16 protein-coding genes and 6 tRNA genes are annotated in these 17,639 nt (G+C 67.5%); 16 read left to right on the top strand and 6 right to left on the bottom strand.

The window, feature by feature from the left end; all coding sequences use genetic code 11:
* Nucleotides 1–56 precede the first annotated feature (56 nt).
* Entirely contained in the window at nucleotides 57–821 is a 765-nt protein-coding gene (locus tag ACZ6O0_RS31345) for an SGNH/GDSL hydrolase family protein (protein WP_465768606.1), read from the top strand.
* Between the two features lie 316 nt (nucleotides 822–1,137).
* Nucleotides 1,138–3,033 carry a heparinase II/III domain-containing protein gene (locus tag ACZ6O0_RS31340; protein WP_465768605.1) on the top strand — a complete coding sequence of 632 codons (1,896 nt, stop codon included), beginning with the start codon at nucleotides 1,138–1,140 and terminating at the stop codon, nucleotides 3,031–3,033.
* A gap of 146 nt (nucleotides 3,034–3,179) precedes the next feature.
* Here ACZ6O0_RS31340 and ACZ6O0_RS31335 read toward each other — a convergent pair whose 3' ends face one another.
* Complete coding sequence (locus tag ACZ6O0_RS31335) at nucleotides 3,180–3,758, bottom strand: mycothiol transferase (protein WP_465768604.1); 579 nt, start codon at nucleotides 3,756–3,758, stop codon at nucleotides 3,180–3,182.
* A 159-nt stretch (nucleotides 3,759–3,917) separates the two neighbouring features.
* Here ACZ6O0_RS31335 and ACZ6O0_RS31330 point away from each other — a divergent pair, with 159 nt between their 5' ends.
* The 3 genes from ACZ6O0_RS31330 to ACZ6O0_RS31320 are packed head-to-tail and all read left to right on the top strand — an operon-like array spanning nucleotide 3,918 to nucleotide 5,641.
* Nucleotides 3,918–4,538: a DNA-3-methyladenine glycosylase gene (locus ACZ6O0_RS31330; protein WP_465768603.1), complete on the top strand. Its 621-nt coding sequence runs from the start codon at nucleotides 3,918–3,920 to the stop codon at nucleotides 4,536–4,538.
* 25 nt (nucleotides 4,539–4,563) lie between these two features.
* Nucleotides 4,564–5,043, top strand: coding sequence for an NUDIX domain-containing protein (locus ACZ6O0_RS31325; protein ID WP_465768602.1), 480 nt, complete (start codon nucleotides 4,564–4,566; stop codon nucleotides 5,041–5,043).
* Between the two features lie 46 nt (nucleotides 5,044–5,089).
* A complete protein-coding gene (locus tag ACZ6O0_RS31320; RefSeq protein ID WP_465768601.1) occupies nucleotides 5,090–5,641 on the top strand; it encodes an AAA family ATPase in 552 nt (183 codons plus the stop codon).
* Here the strand turns inward: ACZ6O0_RS31320 and ACZ6O0_RS31315 are convergent, their stop codons facing one another.
* Entirely contained in the window at nucleotides 5,642–6,313 is a 672-nt protein-coding gene (locus tag ACZ6O0_RS31315; protein WP_465768600.1) for a nucleoside/nucleotide kinase family protein, read from the bottom strand.
* 267 nt (nucleotides 6,314–6,580) lie between these two features.
* Between ACZ6O0_RS31315 and ACZ6O0_RS31310 the strand changes: the two genes are divergently transcribed.
* Nucleotides 6,581–7,285 (top strand): 2-phosphosulfolactate phosphatase, encoded by a 705-nt coding sequence (locus ACZ6O0_RS31310; RefSeq protein WP_465768599.1) that lies wholly within the window; start codon nucleotides 6,581–6,583, stop codon nucleotides 7,283–7,285.
* Nucleotides 7,286–7,356: 71 nt separating this feature from the next.
* Here ACZ6O0_RS31310 and ACZ6O0_RS31305 read toward each other — a convergent pair whose 3' ends face one another.
* Nucleotides 7,357–7,791: a VOC family protein gene (locus ACZ6O0_RS31305; RefSeq protein WP_465768598.1), complete on the bottom strand. Its 435-nt coding sequence runs from the start codon at nucleotides 7,789–7,791 to the stop codon at nucleotides 7,357–7,359.
* 217 nt (nucleotides 7,792–8,008) lie between these two features.
* On the opposite strand from ACZ6O0_RS31305, the gene ACZ6O0_RS31300 reads away from it, so the two are divergent.
* Nucleotides 8,009–8,656 (top strand): histidine phosphatase family protein, encoded by a 648-nt coding sequence (locus ACZ6O0_RS31300; protein ID WP_465768597.1) that lies wholly within the window; start codon nucleotides 8,009–8,011, stop codon nucleotides 8,654–8,656.
* A 153-nt stretch (nucleotides 8,657–8,809) separates the two neighbouring features.
* Nucleotides 8,810–9,568: an MBL fold metallo-hydrolase gene (locus ACZ6O0_RS31295; RefSeq protein WP_465768596.1), complete on the top strand. Its 759-nt coding sequence runs from the start codon at nucleotides 8,810–8,812 to the stop codon at nucleotides 9,566–9,568.
* A gap of 302 nt (nucleotides 9,569–9,870) precedes the next feature.
* Here the strand turns inward: ACZ6O0_RS31295 and ACZ6O0_RS31290 are convergent, their stop codons facing one another.
* Nucleotides 9,871–10,011, bottom strand: a complete 141-nt coding sequence (locus tag ACZ6O0_RS31290) for a hypothetical protein (RefSeq protein WP_457056266.1) — start codon at nucleotides 10,009–10,011, stop codon at nucleotides 9,871–9,873.
* A gap of 376 nt (nucleotides 10,012–10,387) precedes the next feature.
* Between ACZ6O0_RS31290 and ACZ6O0_RS31285 the strand changes: the two genes are divergently transcribed.
* Nucleotides 10,388–14,152 (top strand): PKD domain-containing protein, encoded by a 3,765-nt coding sequence (locus ACZ6O0_RS31285; protein ID WP_465768595.1) that lies wholly within the window; start codon nucleotides 10,388–10,390, stop codon nucleotides 14,150–14,152.
* A gap of 295 nt (nucleotides 14,153–14,447) precedes the next feature.
* On the opposite strand, the gene ACZ6O0_RS31280 is transcribed toward ACZ6O0_RS31285, so the two are convergent.
* Complete coding sequence (locus tag ACZ6O0_RS31280) at nucleotides 14,448–14,990, bottom strand: replication initiator (RefSeq protein WP_465768594.1); 543 nt, start codon at nucleotides 14,988–14,990, stop codon at nucleotides 14,448–14,450.
* A gap of 147 nt (nucleotides 14,991–15,137) precedes the next feature.
* Between ACZ6O0_RS31280 and ACZ6O0_RS31275 the strand changes: the two genes are divergently transcribed.
* Both ACZ6O0_RS31275 and ACZ6O0_RS31270 read left to right on the top strand, forming a co-directional pair.
* On the top strand, nucleotides 15,138–15,593 hold the full coding sequence (locus ACZ6O0_RS31275) for a tyrosine-type recombinase/integrase (protein WP_465768813.1): 456 nt from the start codon (nucleotides 15,138–15,140) through the stop codon (nucleotides 15,591–15,593).
* A 279-nt stretch (nucleotides 15,594–15,872) separates the two neighbouring features.
* On the top strand, nucleotides 15,873–16,217 hold the full coding sequence (locus tag ACZ6O0_RS31270) for a tyrosine-type recombinase/integrase (RefSeq protein WP_465768812.1): 345 nt from the start codon (nucleotides 15,873–15,875) through the stop codon (nucleotides 16,215–16,217).
* Between the two features lie 25 nt (nucleotides 16,218–16,242).
* On the opposite strand, the gene ACZ6O0_RS31265 is transcribed toward ACZ6O0_RS31270, so the two are convergent.
* Nucleotides 16,243–16,318 (bottom strand) — tRNA-Thr (locus tag ACZ6O0_RS31265).
* A gap of 566 nt (nucleotides 16,319–16,884) precedes the next feature.
* Between ACZ6O0_RS31265 and ACZ6O0_RS31260 the strand changes: the two genes are divergently transcribed.
* The 5 genes from ACZ6O0_RS31260 (at nucleotide 16,885) to ACZ6O0_RS31240 (ending at nucleotide 17,610) form a co-directional block, all read left to right on the top strand.
* Nucleotides 16,885–16,953: transfer RNA gene (locus ACZ6O0_RS31260), tRNA-Trp, on the top strand.
* Between the two features lie 183 nt (nucleotides 16,954–17,136).
* Nucleotides 17,137–17,212: transfer RNA gene (locus ACZ6O0_RS31255), tRNA-Pro, on the top strand.
* Between the two features lie 91 nt (nucleotides 17,213–17,303).
* A tRNA-Arg gene (locus ACZ6O0_RS31250) sits at nucleotides 17,304–17,377 on the top strand.
* A gap of 2 nt (nucleotides 17,378–17,379) precedes the next feature.
* Nucleotides 17,380–17,453 (top strand) — tRNA-His (locus tag ACZ6O0_RS31245).
* An 83-nt stretch (nucleotides 17,454–17,536) separates the two neighbouring features.
* Nucleotides 17,537–17,610 (top strand) — tRNA-Leu (locus tag ACZ6O0_RS31240).
* The last annotated feature ends 29 nt before the right edge of the window (nucleotides 17,611–17,639 follow it).

Here is a 17,639-nt window from a genome sequence, read left to right as displayed (position 1 = left end):
TCTGGGCCGTCTTCCGCGTTATCAGAAGGAGTACGGCGTCACAGGGAGGTCCATGCATGCTCCGGGATCACGCACGCGGTGGAGCGACCTCCGCGATCATCATCGTGGTGCTGACCGCGACCCTGCTGGCGCTCATCCATCTCGAGTCCCCCACCGCGCACGCGAAGGCCGCCACTCCGGCCGCGAGCACGAGCGGCTATGGATCGGGCACGCTCGGTTCCTGGCAGGCCAACACCAAGGTGATCTCCAGCGGCGTCCACGTCCGGCACGTCGTCGCGACCAACGGGATCCTGCTCTTCGGCGACAGCATCGCCGTCCAGGACGGGGCCGCGCTCGGGCGGCTCCTGGCACAACACCTGGGTACGTCGTTCGCCGAGCACAGCTGGTCCGGTCAGCCGACCTCCGCGGCCGTCGACACGCTGGCCGCGTGGGACCGCGCGTACGGACTGCCGCACCGGATCGTGATGGCGGTCGGCACCAACGACATCTTCGACCCGCCGGCCTTCACCGCGCAGGTCGATCGCGCGATGCGGATCGCAGGGCCTGACCGGACTGTGTACTGGGTGAACGTCCAGGTGTCCCGGACCGATGAGCCGACCTCGGTGCAGGTCGCCGATCAACGCAACAGCGAGTGGATCGATCTCCAACTGGAGCAGGCCCGTTCGCGGTACCCGAACCTGCGGATCGTGCCGTGGGCCGAGTTCCTGGCGGCGCATCCCGAGCGGATGCGGACCGACCTCCGCGACGGCCGGCACACCACCGTCCCGGCCGGGCAGAACGCGCGCAACGCCCTGATATTGCAGGCGATCCAGCACGGCTGATGTGCCCTTAGGGGCAAGGCAAGCGGAGTCGGCGATCCGCACGCAACCTTTCTCCGGCCCAGGACATCTATACAGACAGAGAACCCATCCGACCTCGGGGGGAACCGATGGCGACGTCCCTGGAACTGGAGTGACCGGTACCACTTTCGATGCCGGATGCAACGTTTGACAGGCCGCCCGACGTTTTACTGAGCAACACCGCCTTCGAGTCGCGGAGCGACGAAAACCACCAGACCCATTCCCAGGGACCCGCTCGTCCCAAATTCAGGTCTATGCCAGAATAGGCATGCCCTCGGGCATGCGGTGAGGACGAACCATGCCCGCGAGACATCCCCGCAGAGCCAGAACGACGACGCTCGGGCTCGCGATCCCCGTCGCCGTCAGCCTCGCCGTCCTGGCGACCGCGCTGATGATCCCGTGGGGCGGCTCCGCGCCCGAGGCGGCACCGGACCCGACCGTCGCCCGCACACCTGAACCACCGACCGCCCCGGTGACCCCGGTGAAGGGCAACTCCTACACGTGCCCGGCGTACAGCGGGATCGACAGCACCAACCCGGTGTCCAACCTCTACCGGGACACGTTCACCTGGGGTACGACGCCGCCGTACAAGGTCGGCGACGGCAAGGGGAACATCAACTGGCGGGTGAACCCGGACAAGAACCCCAGCTGGTACATGTGGCTGCATTCGCTGCGCTGGCTCGGCCAGGGAATCATTGCCGGTGGCAAGGGTGATCGGCGGGCGCTCCAGCGGGTCAGCACGATCGCCCACGACTGGGTGATCGACAACCCGTACTCGTGGAAGTCGGACGTCGGCGCCTACGAGTCGACCATGCACCGCACCAACGTGCTCATCTGCTTGCGTCAGGCAGTCCTGTCCGGGCTGCACGTTTCGCGGCTGCCGCTGGAGTACGACTGGCTGGACAAGGCGTTGCTGGACCACGCGTGGTTCCTGCAGAAGAACTACAGCGGCGACTGGAACCACGGCACCGACGAGAGCCTCGCGCTGTTCGGGGTGGGCTGCACGCTCGGGCGGACCGATCTGAAGAAGCTCGCCAGCGATCGGCTGACCAGCGCGATCAAGACCTCGATCGACACCCAGGGCTCGACCAACGAGCAGTCGACGGCGTACGCCCAGTTCAACTATTCGCTGTGGGGGCGGGCGATCGACGTACTGCAGCAGTGCGGCGTCGACCCGGGTACGACGATCAAGGCGCGCCGGCGCGAACTCGCGAAGTGGCTAGCGCTCGCCACCAACTCACTCGGCAACCTGCACCAGATCGGCGACTCCGAGGTGGTCCGCACGATGCCGGTGCCGGGGACGGTTCTCGAGTACGCCGGGACGCTCGGCGCGAAGGGGATCCGGCCGACCCAGCGGATCGGGATCTTCGACGCCGGATACATCTTCGGCCGGACCGGGTGGGGTGAGACGCGGCCGTTCACGCAGGAGTCGACGTACAGCATCAGGTTCGGTCCGTCGCGGAAGTTGCACGGGCACGAGGACCACACGTCGATCACCTACACCTCGCACGGGCGCGACATCCTGATCGACGGCGGGCACGCCGGCTACAAGATGGACGAGTGGCGAAGCTGGGCGAAGAGCCAGTTCTCGCACAACGAGATGACTGTGTCGTCGACGGCGACCGCGCACCCGGAGACCAAGCTGACCCGGTCGTCGATCAAGGACTCCTCGGAGTTCTACGAGCTGCACGACACGCTGGGTGCGGGGATCGATCGGACCCGCGGTGTCTTGGTGCTGAAGGATCCCGATCTGATGGTGGTGCTGGACCGGGGGACGTCGCCGTCACCCCAGGACTACCAGACGTTGTGGCATCTGCCCGAGGGGCAGAAGGTTGTTGTCAACGGCAACACCGCGGTGGCTTCGCGGCCGGGCGATCGGGTGAAGACCACGTTGCTGCAGATCCCGTTCCAGCAGTCTGTGACGCCGATCGAGGTGGCCGACGGCCAGACGGATCCGATCCAGGGCTGGCACTACACCACGATCGACAAGCGCCGCGCGGCGCCGGTAGTGCAGTTCAACCGCTCCGGCGAGAGCGCGTCGATCCTGTCCGTGATCGTCCCCACCCGCACCAACGCCGCCGTCACCTACACCACCACCCAGCAAGGCTCCCGCCTCCTCCTCACGCTGAAGGTCGACGGCTCCACCACCACTATCGCGATCACCCCAGACGGCACCCTCACCCGACTCAAGTAATCCACCAAGCTACGGCTCGGCGGCTCCACGGCCCGGTGGTCCGACCGGCGGCTCACGGCTCGGCGGCTCGGCCCTCCGACCGGTCGCCCGGCGCGGCGGCTCCGCGACCCATCCGGCGATGCAGCCGGTGGTTGGGGTGTGAGGTGTCAGGTGGTTTGGGGGATGCGGGGGCCTACGGGCTGCCAGCCGGCGGGCGGGTCTTCGCCGACCCGGCCGTCGACGGCCTCGCGGATCAGGTCGGCGTGCCCCGTGTGGCGCCCGTACTCCTCGATCAGGTCGCAGATGAGCCGACGGAGACTCGCGTGCTGCCCGTCCGGCCAGGTGATGTGCGCCGGCTGGTCGAGCCCACCGTCCTCCAACGCCGCCGCCACCCGCGCACGCGAGCGCGCCACCGCGCCGTCCCACAACGCGTACAGGTCCTCCGGCGTGTTCTCGACCGCGGAGTCGAACTCCCAGTCGTTGTCGTCCCGCCACCCGTTGGAGTCCCAGTGCGGATCCATCGGCTCACCCCGGAACTTCACGGTGAACATGTAGTCCTCGTTGGCAGCAAGGTGTTTCACCAACCCACCAAGCGTCATCGACGACTTCCCGATCCGCACCTGCATCCCGGCCGCATCTAGCTCATCGACCTTCCACCGGAACGTCGTACGCAACCGATCCAGCGCCCCCAGCAACTGCTCGACCTCGGTCCCGGCAATCGGCGGTTCCCACCAATTCTCAGTCATGCCGTCACGGTAAACCCCATTCCGGACACTCCCCTTCCGGAACCACCAGCCCAACCTGCGGCCGACCCGCAGACCTCCCGGAAGGCCTACCCAGGTCTCTTATGAGTTGACCGGCTGAGCGCAAGGTGCTTGGCGTTCGCGTGCGCGATCATGGGCGCCATGAGCCTGGGACCTGGGTCGGCCGTGCGACCCTCGACCGCCCGGAAGCTCGACCACGAGTTCTACCTCCGCCCCGCGGCCGACTGCGTCACCGACTTCCTGGGCAAGGTCCTCGTCCACGAGACGCCCGACGGCCGCGTGGCCGGACTGATCTGCGACGTCGAGGCCTATCCCGCGTTCGCCGACGAAGTCCACCACGGCAACAGGAAGACCCCGCGAACCTCGGTGATGTGGGAGGCCGGCGGCGTCGCGTACGTGTACCTCATCTACGGCATCTGGCATCAACTCGCCGCCGTCGTGAACCGAGCCGACATACCCGACGTCGTCTTCATCCGCGGCGTCCTACCAGTGCAAGGCCTCGACCTCATGACCACCCAGTGGGACAAGCCACGCACCGCGAACCAATTGGCCGACTCCCCCGGGAAGCTCTGCCGATCCTTCCAAATCACCAAGGACCTGTACGGCGCGGACCTCACCGGCGCCGAACTCTTCCTCGAGGACTGGTACGTCGACATCGATCCCACCACGATCCGCACCGGCCACCGGATCGGAATCAACGCACGCCACAACGGACACGACCGCCCATTGCGCTACCACCTGCCGCCAGACGCCCTCCCGTAACGCGAGCTGTGCTTGGCTGGCGAGCGTGCCCGACGACCTTCACTTCACCGCGACGCAGCCCACCAAGCGGATGGCTGCCGACTGCTTGTTCACCGACGAAGCAGGTCGACTCCTGGTCGTCCAGCCGACGTACAAGCCGACCTGGGACCTACCCGGCGGCCTGATCGAACGCGACGAGTCACCCCGAGCCGGCGCCCAACGCGAGGTCCAGGAGGAGATCGGCCTCACCGTGTACCCCGGCAAACTGCTCGCCGTCGACTGGATCCCGCAATCCGGCGACTTCACCGAGATCGTCGCCTTTCTCTTCGACGGCGGCGTCCTCACCCCGGCGGACATCAACCGAATCGTCCTCGACCCAACCGAAGCACGAACCTTCAGATTCGCCACCCTCACCGAGGCCGAACAACTACTCGACCCAGGCCAGTTCGCCCGCGTCACCTCCGCCCTCGAAGCCAGAACCTCAGCAACAACGCCGTACCTGGAGAACGGCGCGCCGTCGACCTAGACGGCCGACCGGCGCACCCGCCTGCAAATCGCTTTGCCACGTGTGGGTGCTGGGCGACATCATCGGCCGGGTGCAACCGACGCCCGCTCTCGTGCTCTCAGGCCCTCCCGGCGTCGGAAAGACATCCGTCGGCTGGCGAGTCTTCGACCGCTGCACCGACCTCGGCCTGCACCCCGCGTTCGCCGACCTCGATCTCCTCGGCGCAGCCTGGCCCGCCCCCGACGACGACCCACACCAGTCCCGCTTGAAGGCAATCAACCTCGCGGCCGTCTGGTCGAACTACCGCCAAGCCGGCAGCCGCCGACTCATCATCGCGGGCGTCATCGAGAACCCCACCGAACGCCGCCAACTGGAGGACGCCACCGAAGGCCCAGTCCTGATCTGCCGCCTGGACGCCCCCAACAACGAACTCGCCCAGCGCATCCAAGATCGCGCCCGCGAAACCGGCCCCAGCCTGACCCACCTCGTCGCCCGCGCCGCCGAACTCTCCGCCCAACTAATCGCCAACGACATCAGCGATTACGCGATCAACACGGCCGCCCGCACCATCGACGACGTCGCTGACGAAGCCCTCACCCACTGGCAAGCCGACCGCTGATCAACCAACCGGCGGATCAAACTTCCGTACGACGGGCCGCTCCGGATCAGTGTTGTCTACAACGACATGCGCGGCACCCGCCGGGTCGTGCTGCTCCTGGTAGCGCCGATACCCGGGAAGATAGTTCGTCGTAAGGCCCCGCAGTACAGCCTCCTCCCCCCACCGCTCGCCATCCCTGGCAACCCCACGCCGCAAGACCTCGCCCTCATCGGCATACAGGTAGACACCCAGCTCCCAGTGCGCCAAGAACGCCCGCTGCAGCACAAACACCCCATCGAACACCAACACCGCGTCCGGATCAGCGACCCGAACCGGAGCAACCACCTGCAAGTCAGCCCTCTCGTCAAAGCTGACGTTCGTGTAGCGACGGTCACCCCCTCGCCCAAGCGGCACCAGCAACCCATCGACGACGGCATCGTTGTCGAAGCAGTCATCGAAGAAGCCACTCGAGGACACCTCACCGTCCCGCGGCCACTCCGCCCGCGGAAGCCGAAACCCGTCAATCCCAGCCCTGATCACCGGCCGCTGCACCCCCACCAGCCCCGCAAGCTCATCCCCCAGCGTCGTCTTCCCCGCCGCATCCGACCCATCAATCCCCACCCGCACCGGATGCCCAGGCGCCCAAGCCACGATCACCCGAACGAGCTCCGCAAGCAGTCCCTGCCGATCCACCCGACCAGCATGCCCCACGCCGCACCAACCGTCAGCCTCGATCTTGCGTAGAGACGACAGACCCCCTGGTCGCACGTTCTGACCTGGGGTTACGGCGCCGTATGTCGGAATCGGACCGACGACCTGCGCAATGAGCGCCGGCGGCACGAGTCGATTCGCTCCGATGCGCCGGTCCGACCACGCGCAGGCCTGGCAGGCAAGGCCGGCGGGGTCTCCCCGAGCCAGAGCTCGGGGGGCGTCGACCACCCCATCCGGGATGATGTGTCGATGCGTTCGAAGTTCATCGGGATCGCCGACGTGCATGAAGTCCCCAAGTTAGCGGTCGTCATCGACGTGATGAGGGCGTTCACGGTGGCGGCCTGGGCGTTCGCGAGGGGTGCGGAGAGGATCGTGTTTGCGGAAACACTGGATTCCGCACGCGACCTCAAGGCTCGTCACCCGGACTGGCTGAGCTTGCAGGACGGAGCGCCGCTCCCCGGCTTCGACCTGGTGAACTCCCCCGCGATGCTGCGATCACTCGACTTGGGCGGACGCACCATCGTGCAGAAGACCACGGCAGGAACGGTCGGCGCGCTCTCGGTCGCCGACGCCGAAATGGTCCTCTGCGCCAGCTTCGTCGTAGCCGAGGCCACAGCCGGCTTCCTCCGCGATCAGAATCCGGACGAGGTGACGTTTGTCGTCACCGGTGACCACGGCAAAGCCGAGGAGGACCTGGCCTGCGCCGAGTACATCGCCCAGCGAACCGCAGTTCCGGACCTGGATGCAGCGCCCTACATCGAGCGCGCGAGGAACTCGACCGCCGCCGGCAACCTGGCCGAAGGCGTACGCCGCGGATACCGCGGCATCCATCCAGACGACGTGGACCTCTGCCTAGACCTGAACCGGTTCCCATTCGTCATGACAGCGACAAGGGAGGACTCGCACATGGTGCTCCGGTCGATGCACTTGGCACCTACCTCCACGGCCCCCTGACAGCGGCCAAGGGGCCAACCGGCGATCAGACGCCAAGGCGCTGACGCGCGTACAAGATATGCCGGGCCGTCTCAGTCGAGGCAGAACTCGTTGCCCTCGACGTCCTTCATAGCGATGCACGACTCGTTGAAGCCGTCGGCACGCAGTAGTTGCACGCGTGACGCGCCGAGCGGGATCAGTCGTGCGCATTCGGCCTCGAGCGCGGCCAGCCGCTCCTCACCCACAAGCCCGGTCCCGACCCGCACGTCAAGATGCACCCGATTCTTGACGACCTTGCCCTCGGGAACACGCTGGAAGAACAGCCGCGGGCCCACACCCGTGGGATCCACGCACGCGTACGCCGACCCCTGACGCTCAGCCGGCAGCGAGCGATCGAACTCCTCCCACGTCGCAAACCCGCGCGGTGCCGGCGGTACGACGTACCCCAACACCTCGCACCAGAACCGAGCGACCCGCTCAGGTTCAGCACAGTCGAAGGTGACCTGGAACTGCTTGACCGACGCCATCGCCCCACCATAAACGCGGAGCCGTTCACCGTCTCCATGAACCGCGAAGCGACCTCGGTCGTGACGAGGTCAGCCGAGGTCGCTCGGTGGAGCCGCCTGTCGGCATCGAACCGAGGACCTGCCCATTGCGAGTGCTGCGATCGGCGCCGCTAGTACGCCTTGACCTTGCTGACTCGTGAGAGGCTCCGAGCCTGCAGAGTTGGGTCCAAGGAGGGTAATGAGACGCTTCTACCTCGTCACGCATCCCGAGGCGCAGCATCACGTTGACGGCATCGTTGGCGGCTGGCACGACTCAGAGCTGACAGTCCGTGGGCACCTGCAGGCCGAACGGATCGCCGAGGTCCTGGCGAGCAGAATCGGACACCAGCCGGTCGAGGTCTACTCCTCTGATCTGCGTCGAGCCGCCCAAGCGGCAGAGCGAATCGCTCGGAGGTTCGACGTCGAGGTTCAGACTGATGCGCGGCTTCGCGAGAGGTCCAACGGTGAGGCCGACGGTCGTCCCCAAGCGTGGCTCGCCGCGCGCCGGATCCCACTTCCGGAGTACGGCGATCGACTAAGCCACCACGACGGACCGGTTGGTGCGGAGACACGACTGGCCTTGGTCCAACGTCTGTACCCGGCCCTCGAGGACGTCCTCCGTCGACCCGTCGCGAACCAGATCGTGGTGTCTCACGGGTCCGCATCGAGCTATCTGATTGCCGCCTGGATCGGCATGCCGATGACGTCGACAGACCGGGCCTTCTTTCCTTTGACTTCAGGCAGCATCACCACCCTCCTCCGCAACGACACCCACTTCAGCCATCAGGTCGTTTCCCTGAACGAAACCCAGCACCTGCAGGGTCTTGGAGAGCCACCACTGGTGTGATCTCTCGCAGAAACTCGGACGCCAGATGATCCGCAAACCGAAGCAAGGTTGGCCGCAGGTGAGTGCGCTTCGGGGGACGCCCTCCGGTCCCGGATCCGGGCCTGAAGGGCGTCGCTGCTCGCGCCGGACGGAGACGCCTGACACAGTGAACGAATGCTGAATCAGGTGGCCGATGGTGTCTGGGTCCGGCAGAGCGAGTGGGTGTGGAGCAATGCCGTCGTGGTGCGCGGGGAGGACGGGTTGATCCTGGTCGATCCCGGCATCGCCGGTTCCGATCTGAACGAGCTCGCCGACGACGTGGACCGGCTCGGAATTCCGGTGGTCGCCGGGTTCTCCACCCATCCACACTGGGACCACCTGCTCTGGCATTCCCGGTACGGCGACGTACCGCGCTACGCCACCCTCGGCTGCGCCGAGACTGCCCGTGAAGCCCGAGAGCGGGCGCAGACGATGGCGGCGGAGAGCGCGTCGGGCATCCCTCTCGAACTGATCGGGCTCCTCACCCCGCTGCCCGCGGACGGGGGACCCATACCGGGCGAGATCGTCGAGCATGAGGCGCACGCCATCGGCCACGCCGCGATCCTCCTCGCGGACCGCGGCGTACTGCTCGCCGGCGACATGCTCTCCGACGTACTGATCCCACTCCTCGACCCTCGCCGCCCCAATCAGGTGAGCGCCTACGAGTCGGCACTCGACCGGCTAGGTGAGGCCGCCCGGCACATCGACGTCCTGGTCCCCGGCCACGGCGCCGTAGCCGAGGGTCCCGAGGTAGCGGCCCGCCTCGCCGCCGATCATGCCTACATCGACGCCCTGCGCCGAGGAGAGGAACCAGCCGACGCCCGCCTAGCTCAAGACTGGCTATCCGCCCCCCACCAGTCGAACCTGAACCAGGCCCGCCCCTCACCCGAATGAACTCCGGCGCCACCCCGACCTGGCCCCCAGTCGGCAAGGTGTTGGCAAACCAGCCCACCAGACGCACCACGAGGCAGGCGACATACAGAACCCTAGGTCCCTAAGGTTCTTGGTGCTACTGCTCGGAGCCGCCTGCCGGAATCGAACCGACGACCTTCTCATCACGAGTGCCGCGGTGACCGTCCACAGAGCGTCAAGGTCGAAGGTGCAGAGCGGCAACGGAGCATAGATCGTCCTTCTCCGTCCATCTTCGTCCACGCCCTTGTTAGCAGGGCTGTGAGCAGCTGCTCCACATCGCTGCCTTACGGCGGGAGCATCACCAGGCTGTTACTCGTGGCGGACTTGCCGTTCCCGAGTTGAGCGACACCGTGGATGCTGGCCGCGGCCCGGCCGGGCTCCCCGTAGTTCCAGGCCTTGAACAATGCAGGCGCTGGGAGAGTCACGTGCTTCGCCTCCGCTGGCTGCAAGGTCCAAGGGAGCCCTTCTTGAAGAGAGCGATCGCGATCGCGGTAGGTGGCTCCAGATGGGAATGGGACACTCACATCCAGGATCGACATCTGCAGGCGGCTGCTCGACCTGCGGATGCTCGAGCGCGCCCCGGCGCCGTTCAGCGAAACCGGCACCGAGTCCCGCGATCTCCCCATTTCTCATCAATGAGTAATGGGGTTTTATCAATGAGTAACGGGGTTTTTCCGTAGCGTGATGAAGTCCATAACAAATGGTTCGTGGTTGCATCTTTTCGCTTCTTTTTCGGTTGACAGAGAGCGACTTGGGCTACGGTGTGCCGTCAAGGGGAGAGTCACAATCCGGGGGGCCGGCATGCCGAAACGTTTCGCGACCGCATTTCTCGTTCTCACTACTGCGGTCGTGATGGTGCTAGGCCTCACCGCCTCGCCCGCGCGGGCAGCCGAGGGGGATCCTGCGTCCTCCGTTGTGGCGACGTGGTCCTGCACCAGCAGCCCGTGCCCGTGGGGCCCGTCGGACACCAGCAACACGGCGGTCTGGCCGGCCGCGGCCGAGCCGGTCCGGGCCCGCTACGGCTATACCGTCTCCCACGACGTGTACGCCCCGGCGCCCAAGGTGGCGGGCTGGAAGATCACCGTCACGTCCGGCAGCGCCACGGTTTACGCGGGCCCGGCCGACGACTCGCACTCGTCGCTGGCCGCGCTGTCGGCCGGCGAGAGCTACACCGTGTCCAGCACGCTCAGCAACAGCAGCCTCGTGAGCGTGCAGAGCGGTGGGTCGTTCGAGTACACGATCACCCCCGGCACCCCGACCGACCCGCCGCCGCCGGCCTCCGGTGACGGCTCGGTGCTGGCCACCTGGAACTGCACCAGCAGCCCTTGCCCGTCGGGCCAGAGCTACACCAGCAACGCGGGCGTCTGGCCGGCCGCGGCCCAGCCGGTCCGGGCCCGCTACGGCTACACCGTCTCCGCCGACGTCTACGCTCCGGTGTCCAAGGTGGCGGGCTGGAAGATCACCGTCACGTCCGGCAGCGCCACGGTTTACGCGGGCCCGACCGACGACTCGCACTCGTCGCTGGCCACGCTGTCGGCCGGCGAGAGCTACACCGTGTCCAGCACGCTCAGCAACAGCAGCCTCGTCAGCGTGCAGGCCGATGGCGCGTTCCGGGTCACCTTCACTCCGGGCGAACCGACCACGCCGCCGCCGGCGTCCGGCGACGGTTCGGTGCTGGCCACCTGGAACTGCACCGGCACGCCCTGCCCCTCGGGTGCGAGCTACACCAGCGACGCGGCGGTCTGGCCCGCGACGGCCGAGCCCACCCGGGCCCGCTACGGCTACACCGTCTCCCACGACGTGTACGCCCCGGCGGCGAAGGTGGCCGGCTGGAAGATCACCGTCACCGCCGGCAGCGCCGCCGTGTACGCAGGCCCGGTCGGGGACTCGCACTCGTCACTGGCCGCGTTGTCGGCCGGCGAGAGCTACACCGTGTCGAGCACCCTGAGCAGCAGCAGCATCGTCAGCGTGCAGGGCGGCTCCGCGTTCGAGTACACGTTCACCCCGGGTGCGCCGGTCACGCCCCCGCCGGCCGGCGACGGCGAGTCGGCCCTGGTGACCTGGACCTGCACCAGCAGCCCGTGCCCGTGGGGCCCGTCGGACAGCGGGTACGCCGCCGTCTGGCCGGCCGAGACCGACCCCAGCCGGGCCCGCTACGGCTACACCGCCTCGCACGACGTCTACGCGACGGCCCCGCAGGTGGCGAACTGGAAGATCACCGTCACCTCGGGCAGCGCCACCGTGTTCTCCGGCCCGGTCGGGGACTCGCACGCGTCGCTGGCCAACCTGTCGGCCGGCCAGAGCTACACCGTGCCGACCACTCTGAGCGGCAGCAGCATCGTCAGCGTGCAGAGCGGCTCGCCGTTCGAGTACACCTTCGTGCCCGGCCCGCCGGTCCCGCCGACGCCGCTCGCCTGTACCGACCCCACCACCTGCGACCCGGTCTCCTGGGTCAACGCCCGCTGGCGCTACGCCGGCACCGGCGAGAACCCCGGTGACTGGTACGGCGGCGTGATCACCTGGCCGGTCGGCACGGCCTACCAGGGCAACGGCCGCTCCGGCGACAACGCGCGCACCGTCTACTCGGAGTCGGGCGTTCCGCTCTACCCGTACATGGGTGCCTGGGCCGACGGGTGCACCGTCCGCGTGGTCACCGGCCGGGTCCTGATCATCGAGTGGGAGCGCGGTACGGACGAGTGGCGGGAGATCCGCCTGAACGCCGGCCAGGCGCACACCATCTCGCTCAGCGGCTCCGAGGACGGCGCCATGATCGAGACGGACAACGACGTCGAGCCCTTCACGGTCTCGGTGAGCAACTGCACCCCGCGGCCGCTCTCGGAGTCGAACAACCGCCTCCCGGTGGCGGACGCCGGTGCGCCGCAGTCGGTCGTGGCCGGTACGACCGTGACCCTGAACGGGTCCGGCACCGACGCCGACGGCGACGACCTCACCTACGCGTGGACCCAGACCGGTGGACCGGCGGTGACGCTGTCCAGTACGACGGCGGCGAAGCCGACCTTCACCGCCCCGTCCTCGGCGTCCACGCTGACCTTCAGCCTGGTGGTGCGGGACGGCAAGGCCAACAGCGCGGCGGCGACCACCACGGTGACCACCACCCCGGTCAACCAGGTGCCGGTAGCGAACGCCGGTACGGCGCAGACGGTCAACACGGGTACCACGGTGACGTTGGACGGCTCCGGCAGCCGCGACGCTGACGACGACCCGCTCACCTACACGTGGACCCAGACCGGTGGGCCGGCGGTGACGCTGTCCAGCCGGACGGTGCAGAAGCCGACCTTCACCGCCCCGTCCACCAAGACCACGCTGACGTTCAGCCTGGTGGTGCGGGACGGCCAGGCCAACAGCGCGGCCGTCACCACCACGGTCACCACCAACAACACGGTGCCGGTGGCGAGCGCGGGGGCGGCGCAGTCGACCGAGTCCGGCGTCACCGTGACGCTGGACGGCTCCGGCAGCCGCGACGCCGACAACGACCCGCTCACCTACACCTGGACCCAGACCGGTGGGCCGGCGGTGACGCTGTCCAGCCGGACGGTGCAGAAGCCGACGTTCACCGCCCCGGCCACACCGGCCACGCTGACCTTCAGCCTGGTCGTGCGGGACGGCAAGGTGGACAGCGCGGTGTCGACCACCACGGTGACCGTCACCGGTCCGAACCTGGCCCGGGGCAAGACCGCCACCCAGTCGAGCACCAGCGGTACCGCGGTGGCGGCCCGGGCGGTGGACGGCAACACCAACGGCGTGTTCGCGAGCGGCTCGGTGACCCAGACCAACACCTCCACCCAGCCGTGGTGGCAGGTCGACCTCGGTTCCGCGGCGGCCGTCTCCACGGTCACGGTGTGGAGCCGGACCGACTCGAACCGGATGGGCAGCGGCTCGGTGTTCATCTCCTCGACCGACATGACCGGCCGGTCGATGTCCTCGCTGCAGGCCGACGACTCGGTGAAGGAGATGTCGTTCTCGGCATTCTCGTCCACCACCAACAGCCTGACGCTGAACGCGGGCAACGCCACCGGCCGGTACGTGCGGGTGCAGCTGTCGAGCATCTTCACCACCCTGAACCTGGCCGAGGTGCAGGTCGGCGGCACCACCGGCGCCGTGAACCTGTCCACCAACCGGCCGGCCACGCAGTCGTCGACCGACGTCGGCACCGCCGCCCGGGCCGTGGACGGGAACACCAACGGCGTCTTCGCCGCCGGGTCGGTGAGCCGGACGGCGTCCAGCTCGCAGCCGTGGTGGCAGGTCGACCTGCTGACCAGTTCCCGGGTCGGCAACGTCACGGTGCACAACCGGACCGACGCCTCGGCCGACAAGCTGAACAACGCGGTGGTGTTCCTCTCCACCGCCAGCATGTCGGGCCGGACCTACACCCAACTGATGGCCGACTCCACGGTGACCAAGCTGAACCTCGGGGCGACGCCGGGGGCGGTCACCAGTCTGCCGACCAACACCGTGGCCCGCTACGTCAAGGTGCAGTCGCCGGCCACCAGCGCTGGAGTGATCAGCCTGGCCGAGGTCACGGTGACGGGCACCCAGCCCAACTGACGCACGACCAGGGATCCGTCTCGGTTCGTTCCATCGACGAAGCGCACGGTCCGGGCTCCACGCCCGACCGACCGTATGAGGAAGGCCAGCGATGAGCGAGCCGGGACGAATCCTTCGTGCACGGCGGGTCCGCCGGCGGACGGCGAAGCGGCGGCCATGCTGTCCGCCGCGATGACGAGCCGCCGGCCGGTGTCCGCCAGGTCGACCCGGGCGTGGAAACGATCGTCGCCGATCCCCGACGCCACACCTGCCCCGTCCCCCTGATAGCTGGCAACCCAGGGCAGGGCGTCGTAGGTCAAGAGTCGGCTTGCCGATCCCGCAGGGACGCCGTAGGCGCTCTTGACGTGCGGCGGTCTGACCGGACAATCGAGCGACTAGGGGGCCGGGGCCAACCGCCGGCCCCGGTGATGCCGCTTGCCTCCGCTGCTGACTGGTCATCCAACGCCTGATCCCAGGTCGGGAGCAGAGCACCGGTCGACGGGTCGACGAAAGCGCCGGCCATCTCGTCCCAGACCGGCATGTTCGGCTTCGAGCTGCTGCCGTAGACGGGCTGTCGGTGGCTCGGCCACCACACCTGGTGGTACGTCGCCTTGGCAACCTCTCGTACGGTCTCGCGGGCGACTGTGCCTCGTACGGCGGCGTGGAGGTGCGGCGCTAGGGGCTTCTGCGGCTCGACCACGGCGAAGTACTGCGCCTTGTAGCCAGCACACCGACGAAGGTTCTGCATGAAGCGATCGATGAGCTTTGGGAAGTGCAACGCATCGAGCGCAGCGCGGCGGTAGTTGTACGTGTCGGCGTCGACCGGCGTCGAGAGCACCGGCGAGTTCTGGCCGTGCATCAGTGACGTACGCCGTCAGCGAGGCCAGCTCGTAGCGTCAGTAAGCCGAAGTGGGTCGGCGGCTTCGCGACCGAGGATGGGGCCAAGGAAGCCCGTGATGACGCTGGACGGGCTGCACGTCGAGGCGAGTACGTCGACCGTTCGGCAATCACGGTCAAGGAGTACCTAGGCGATTGGCTCGACGCTCATGCCCTGAAGACCAAGCCGCGGACGTTGGCCGGCTATCGCTGGCTCATTCGGCAGTACGTCGAACCGCGCATTGGGCGTCAGCGTCTCCAGTCGCTCCGACCGACGACGTTGACCAAGCTCTATCAGGATCTCCTCAAGGACGGCCGAGCTGATGGCAAGCCGCTGGCGAGGGCGACCGTCGACAAGGTGCACGCCGTACTGCGGAAGGCGTTCAACGATGCCGTGAAGCTCGAGGGTGTTCTCTCGAGTCACCCGGCTGACCGGGCGAAGCGTCCGCGTCGTACCGCTCGACCATCTGTTGAGGTGTGGACTGCCGATGAGCCTCGGCTCTTCCTCGGGCTCGTGGCGAACCATCGGCTTCGGGCGTTCTACCGGCTCGCGGCCTACACGGGTGCACGCCATGGGAGCTGCTGAATCTGCGATGGGCTGATGTCGACTGGAAAGCGCCGGCGGTCCGAATCCGCGGTTCGGTCGGCATGGTCGACGGCGAACGAGACGAAGGCATAGGCGACGCCAGATGGCGGACCAAGAGAAGGTCGGGGATGCCTGGCCCGGCACCGGTCACGTGTTCACGACCGGGCTCGGTGAGCCGATCTATCCGGACACAGTCACCCAGCTCATGGGCAAGGTCATTCGCACGTACAACACGCCTGACCCTGAGAACCCGGACAAGACGCGCTCCCCCATGCACGGCTGCACGACCTGCGGCACGTTCACGCGACGCTGCTTCTCATCGCGGGGGTGCCGGTGCATGTCGTCGCCGAGCGGCTTGGGCACGCTGACCCGGCCATCACTCTCCGGATCTACGCTCACGTGATGCGGACTCACGCGGCCGGGGTCGCCGGCATCTTCGCTGCTGCGGCTGCAAGTCGGAGCCTGCCAACACCGCGCAGGACAACGCCGACGAGCCTGACGAGGATGAAGGTCCGGAGGCGTCCGCCCTGGTGCCCGGTTAGCAAGGGCGTTGGCAAACCGCACCATGAGTGGCACCACGAGTCAGCCCGAGACATGCCGAACCCCAGGTCATCAGTGCTCTGACCTGGGGTTTCTTGGTGCTCTGGTGTGGAGCCGCCTGTCGGAATCGAACCGACGACCTTCTCATTACGAGTGAGACGCTCTGCCGACTGAGCTAAGGCGGCGGGTGCCGAGGCAAGAGTGTAGCGGGAGGGTGGGGGTGTTTCCGAATCGGATACCTCACGGGACCTGATCGGTCGGTGGGCAGAGGGCTGGATCTGCGGGCGGGAGGGGGCTGGTGGGGTACGGCCCGGGGCGCCCGGCGGGTGGGACGGCCGGCGGCAAGGGCGGCGGGTGTAGTTGGTTGGTGGCTGGCTGTGGGGAGGAACGTGCGGGAGTCGGCGTACGTCTGAGGGTGGGGAATTGGGGCGGGAACAAATGGTTTTGGAAATGCGTTGACGTGGTTGTGCGGGATGCGTCAGACTAATTCCCGCACGGACCACACTGACAGAGGAGACATCGTGTACGGGACGCGGAACGCGGGAAAGGCATGGCGGCCTGGCCCCATGGTTTTGCCGGCGTGTCTGCGATCCGTGCGTGAAGACCTGTTCTATCACCAGCTCGACACCGAGCTGAGCCCGAGTGTGGGCGGCCCGCCTGGGTGATCTCCTGACAGGGAGAGTCTCCCAGGAGCCGTCTGAGCCGGGCTACCGGCAGCAGGCGGCTCCTTTTTGTTTGCCTTTTCGGCTACGTCGGTGCGCACTGGCTGCGGACCGGATTCCAAACCCGGATCACGAGGGTTCGATTCCTTCCACCGATGCTTTTTCCGGTATTCACGGATATCGGCACGAACAATTGACAACTGGACATTCATCGCATTTTCTCCCGGGTCATCGACGGCCCGGGAGACCTTCCCTGCGGCGTCGCTCGTACGCCGGGGAAGACGCCCGGGCACGCGTCCCGGGCGACCGTCCCCGGGGCCCGCAACGCCCCGGGGACGTCACCAGCTGTCGGCCAGCGGCCAGGCCACCTCATTTGGGATGAGGACATCGGGGGTTCGAGTCCCTCCAGCTGGACCAGGCGCCCGCAGGATGCTTGCTACCGGCCGAGCGGGCGCCACAGACGTGCCCTGCGACGGAAATCCGCACCACATCCGGCGCAGGGCACCGGACGCCCGTGGCTCAACCGGAGAGAGTGCCTGCCTACGAAGCAGGAGGGTGCAGGTTCGAATCCTGCCGGGCGTGCTGTGTCCGAGGCGGAAGTGGGCGATGCGCCGGGATGTGGCCCCGGAGGAAGCGGGTTCGAGCCCCGCCGGACACCCTCTGGTACGGCGGTCGGCCGCGGTGCCGGTGTACGACGCCGGCGTTGCGACCGAGCGTCGTACATCACAGAACGCAGTACCCGCGGCTCTGGCCCAACTGGGAGAGGCGCCTGGCTTAGGACCAGGAGGTTCAGGGTTCGAATCCCTGGGGCCGCACCTGACACCGACACCGAGATCACCGACCT

The organism is Kribbella sp. NPDC048837 (genome assembly GCF_055586945.1).
Note: the sequence above shows the minus strand (reverse complement) of the source record. Positions and strands in the feature narration are given on the sequence as shown.

Bases quoted from the DNA above. Each gene is read 5' to 3' on its own strand.
- ACZ6O0_RS31305 (WP_465768598.1), bottom strand. From the start codon at position 7,791: ATGGCGTCGGTCAAGCAGTTCCAGGTCACCTTCGACTGTGCTGAACCT.
- ACZ6O0_RS31345 (WP_465768606.1), top strand. From the start codon at position 57: ATGCTCCGGGATCACGCACGCGGTGGAGCGACCTCCGCGATCATCATC.
- ACZ6O0_RS31280 (WP_465768594.1), bottom strand. From the start codon at position 14,990: ATGCACGGCCAGAACTCGCCGGTGCTCTCGACGCCGGTCGACGCCGAC.
- ACZ6O0_RS31285 (WP_465768595.1), top strand. From the start codon at position 10,388: ATGCCGAAACGTTTCGCGACCGCATTTCTCGTTCTCACTACTGCGGTC.
- ACZ6O0_RS31300 (WP_465768597.1), top strand. From the start codon at position 8,009: ATGAGACGCTTCTACCTCGTCACGCATCCCGAGGCGCAGCATCACGTT.
- ACZ6O0_RS31330 (WP_465768603.1), top strand. From the start codon at position 3,918: ATGAGCCTGGGACCTGGGTCGGCCGTGCGACCCTCGACCGCCCGGAAG.
- ACZ6O0_RS31295 (WP_465768596.1), top strand. From the start codon at position 8,810: ATGCTGAATCAGGTGGCCGATGGTGTCTGGGTCCGGCAGAGCGAGTGG.
- ACZ6O0_RS31310 (WP_465768599.1), top strand. From the start codon at position 6,581: ATGCGTTCGAAGTTCATCGGGATCGCCGACGTGCATGAAGTCCCCAAG.
- ACZ6O0_RS31335 (WP_465768604.1), bottom strand. From the start codon at position 3,758: ATGACTGAGAATTGGTGGGAACCGCCGATTGCCGGGACCGAGGTCGAG.
- ACZ6O0_RS31340 (WP_465768605.1), top strand. From the start codon at position 1,138: ATGCCCGCGAGACATCCCCGCAGAGCCAGAACGACGACGCTCGGGCTC.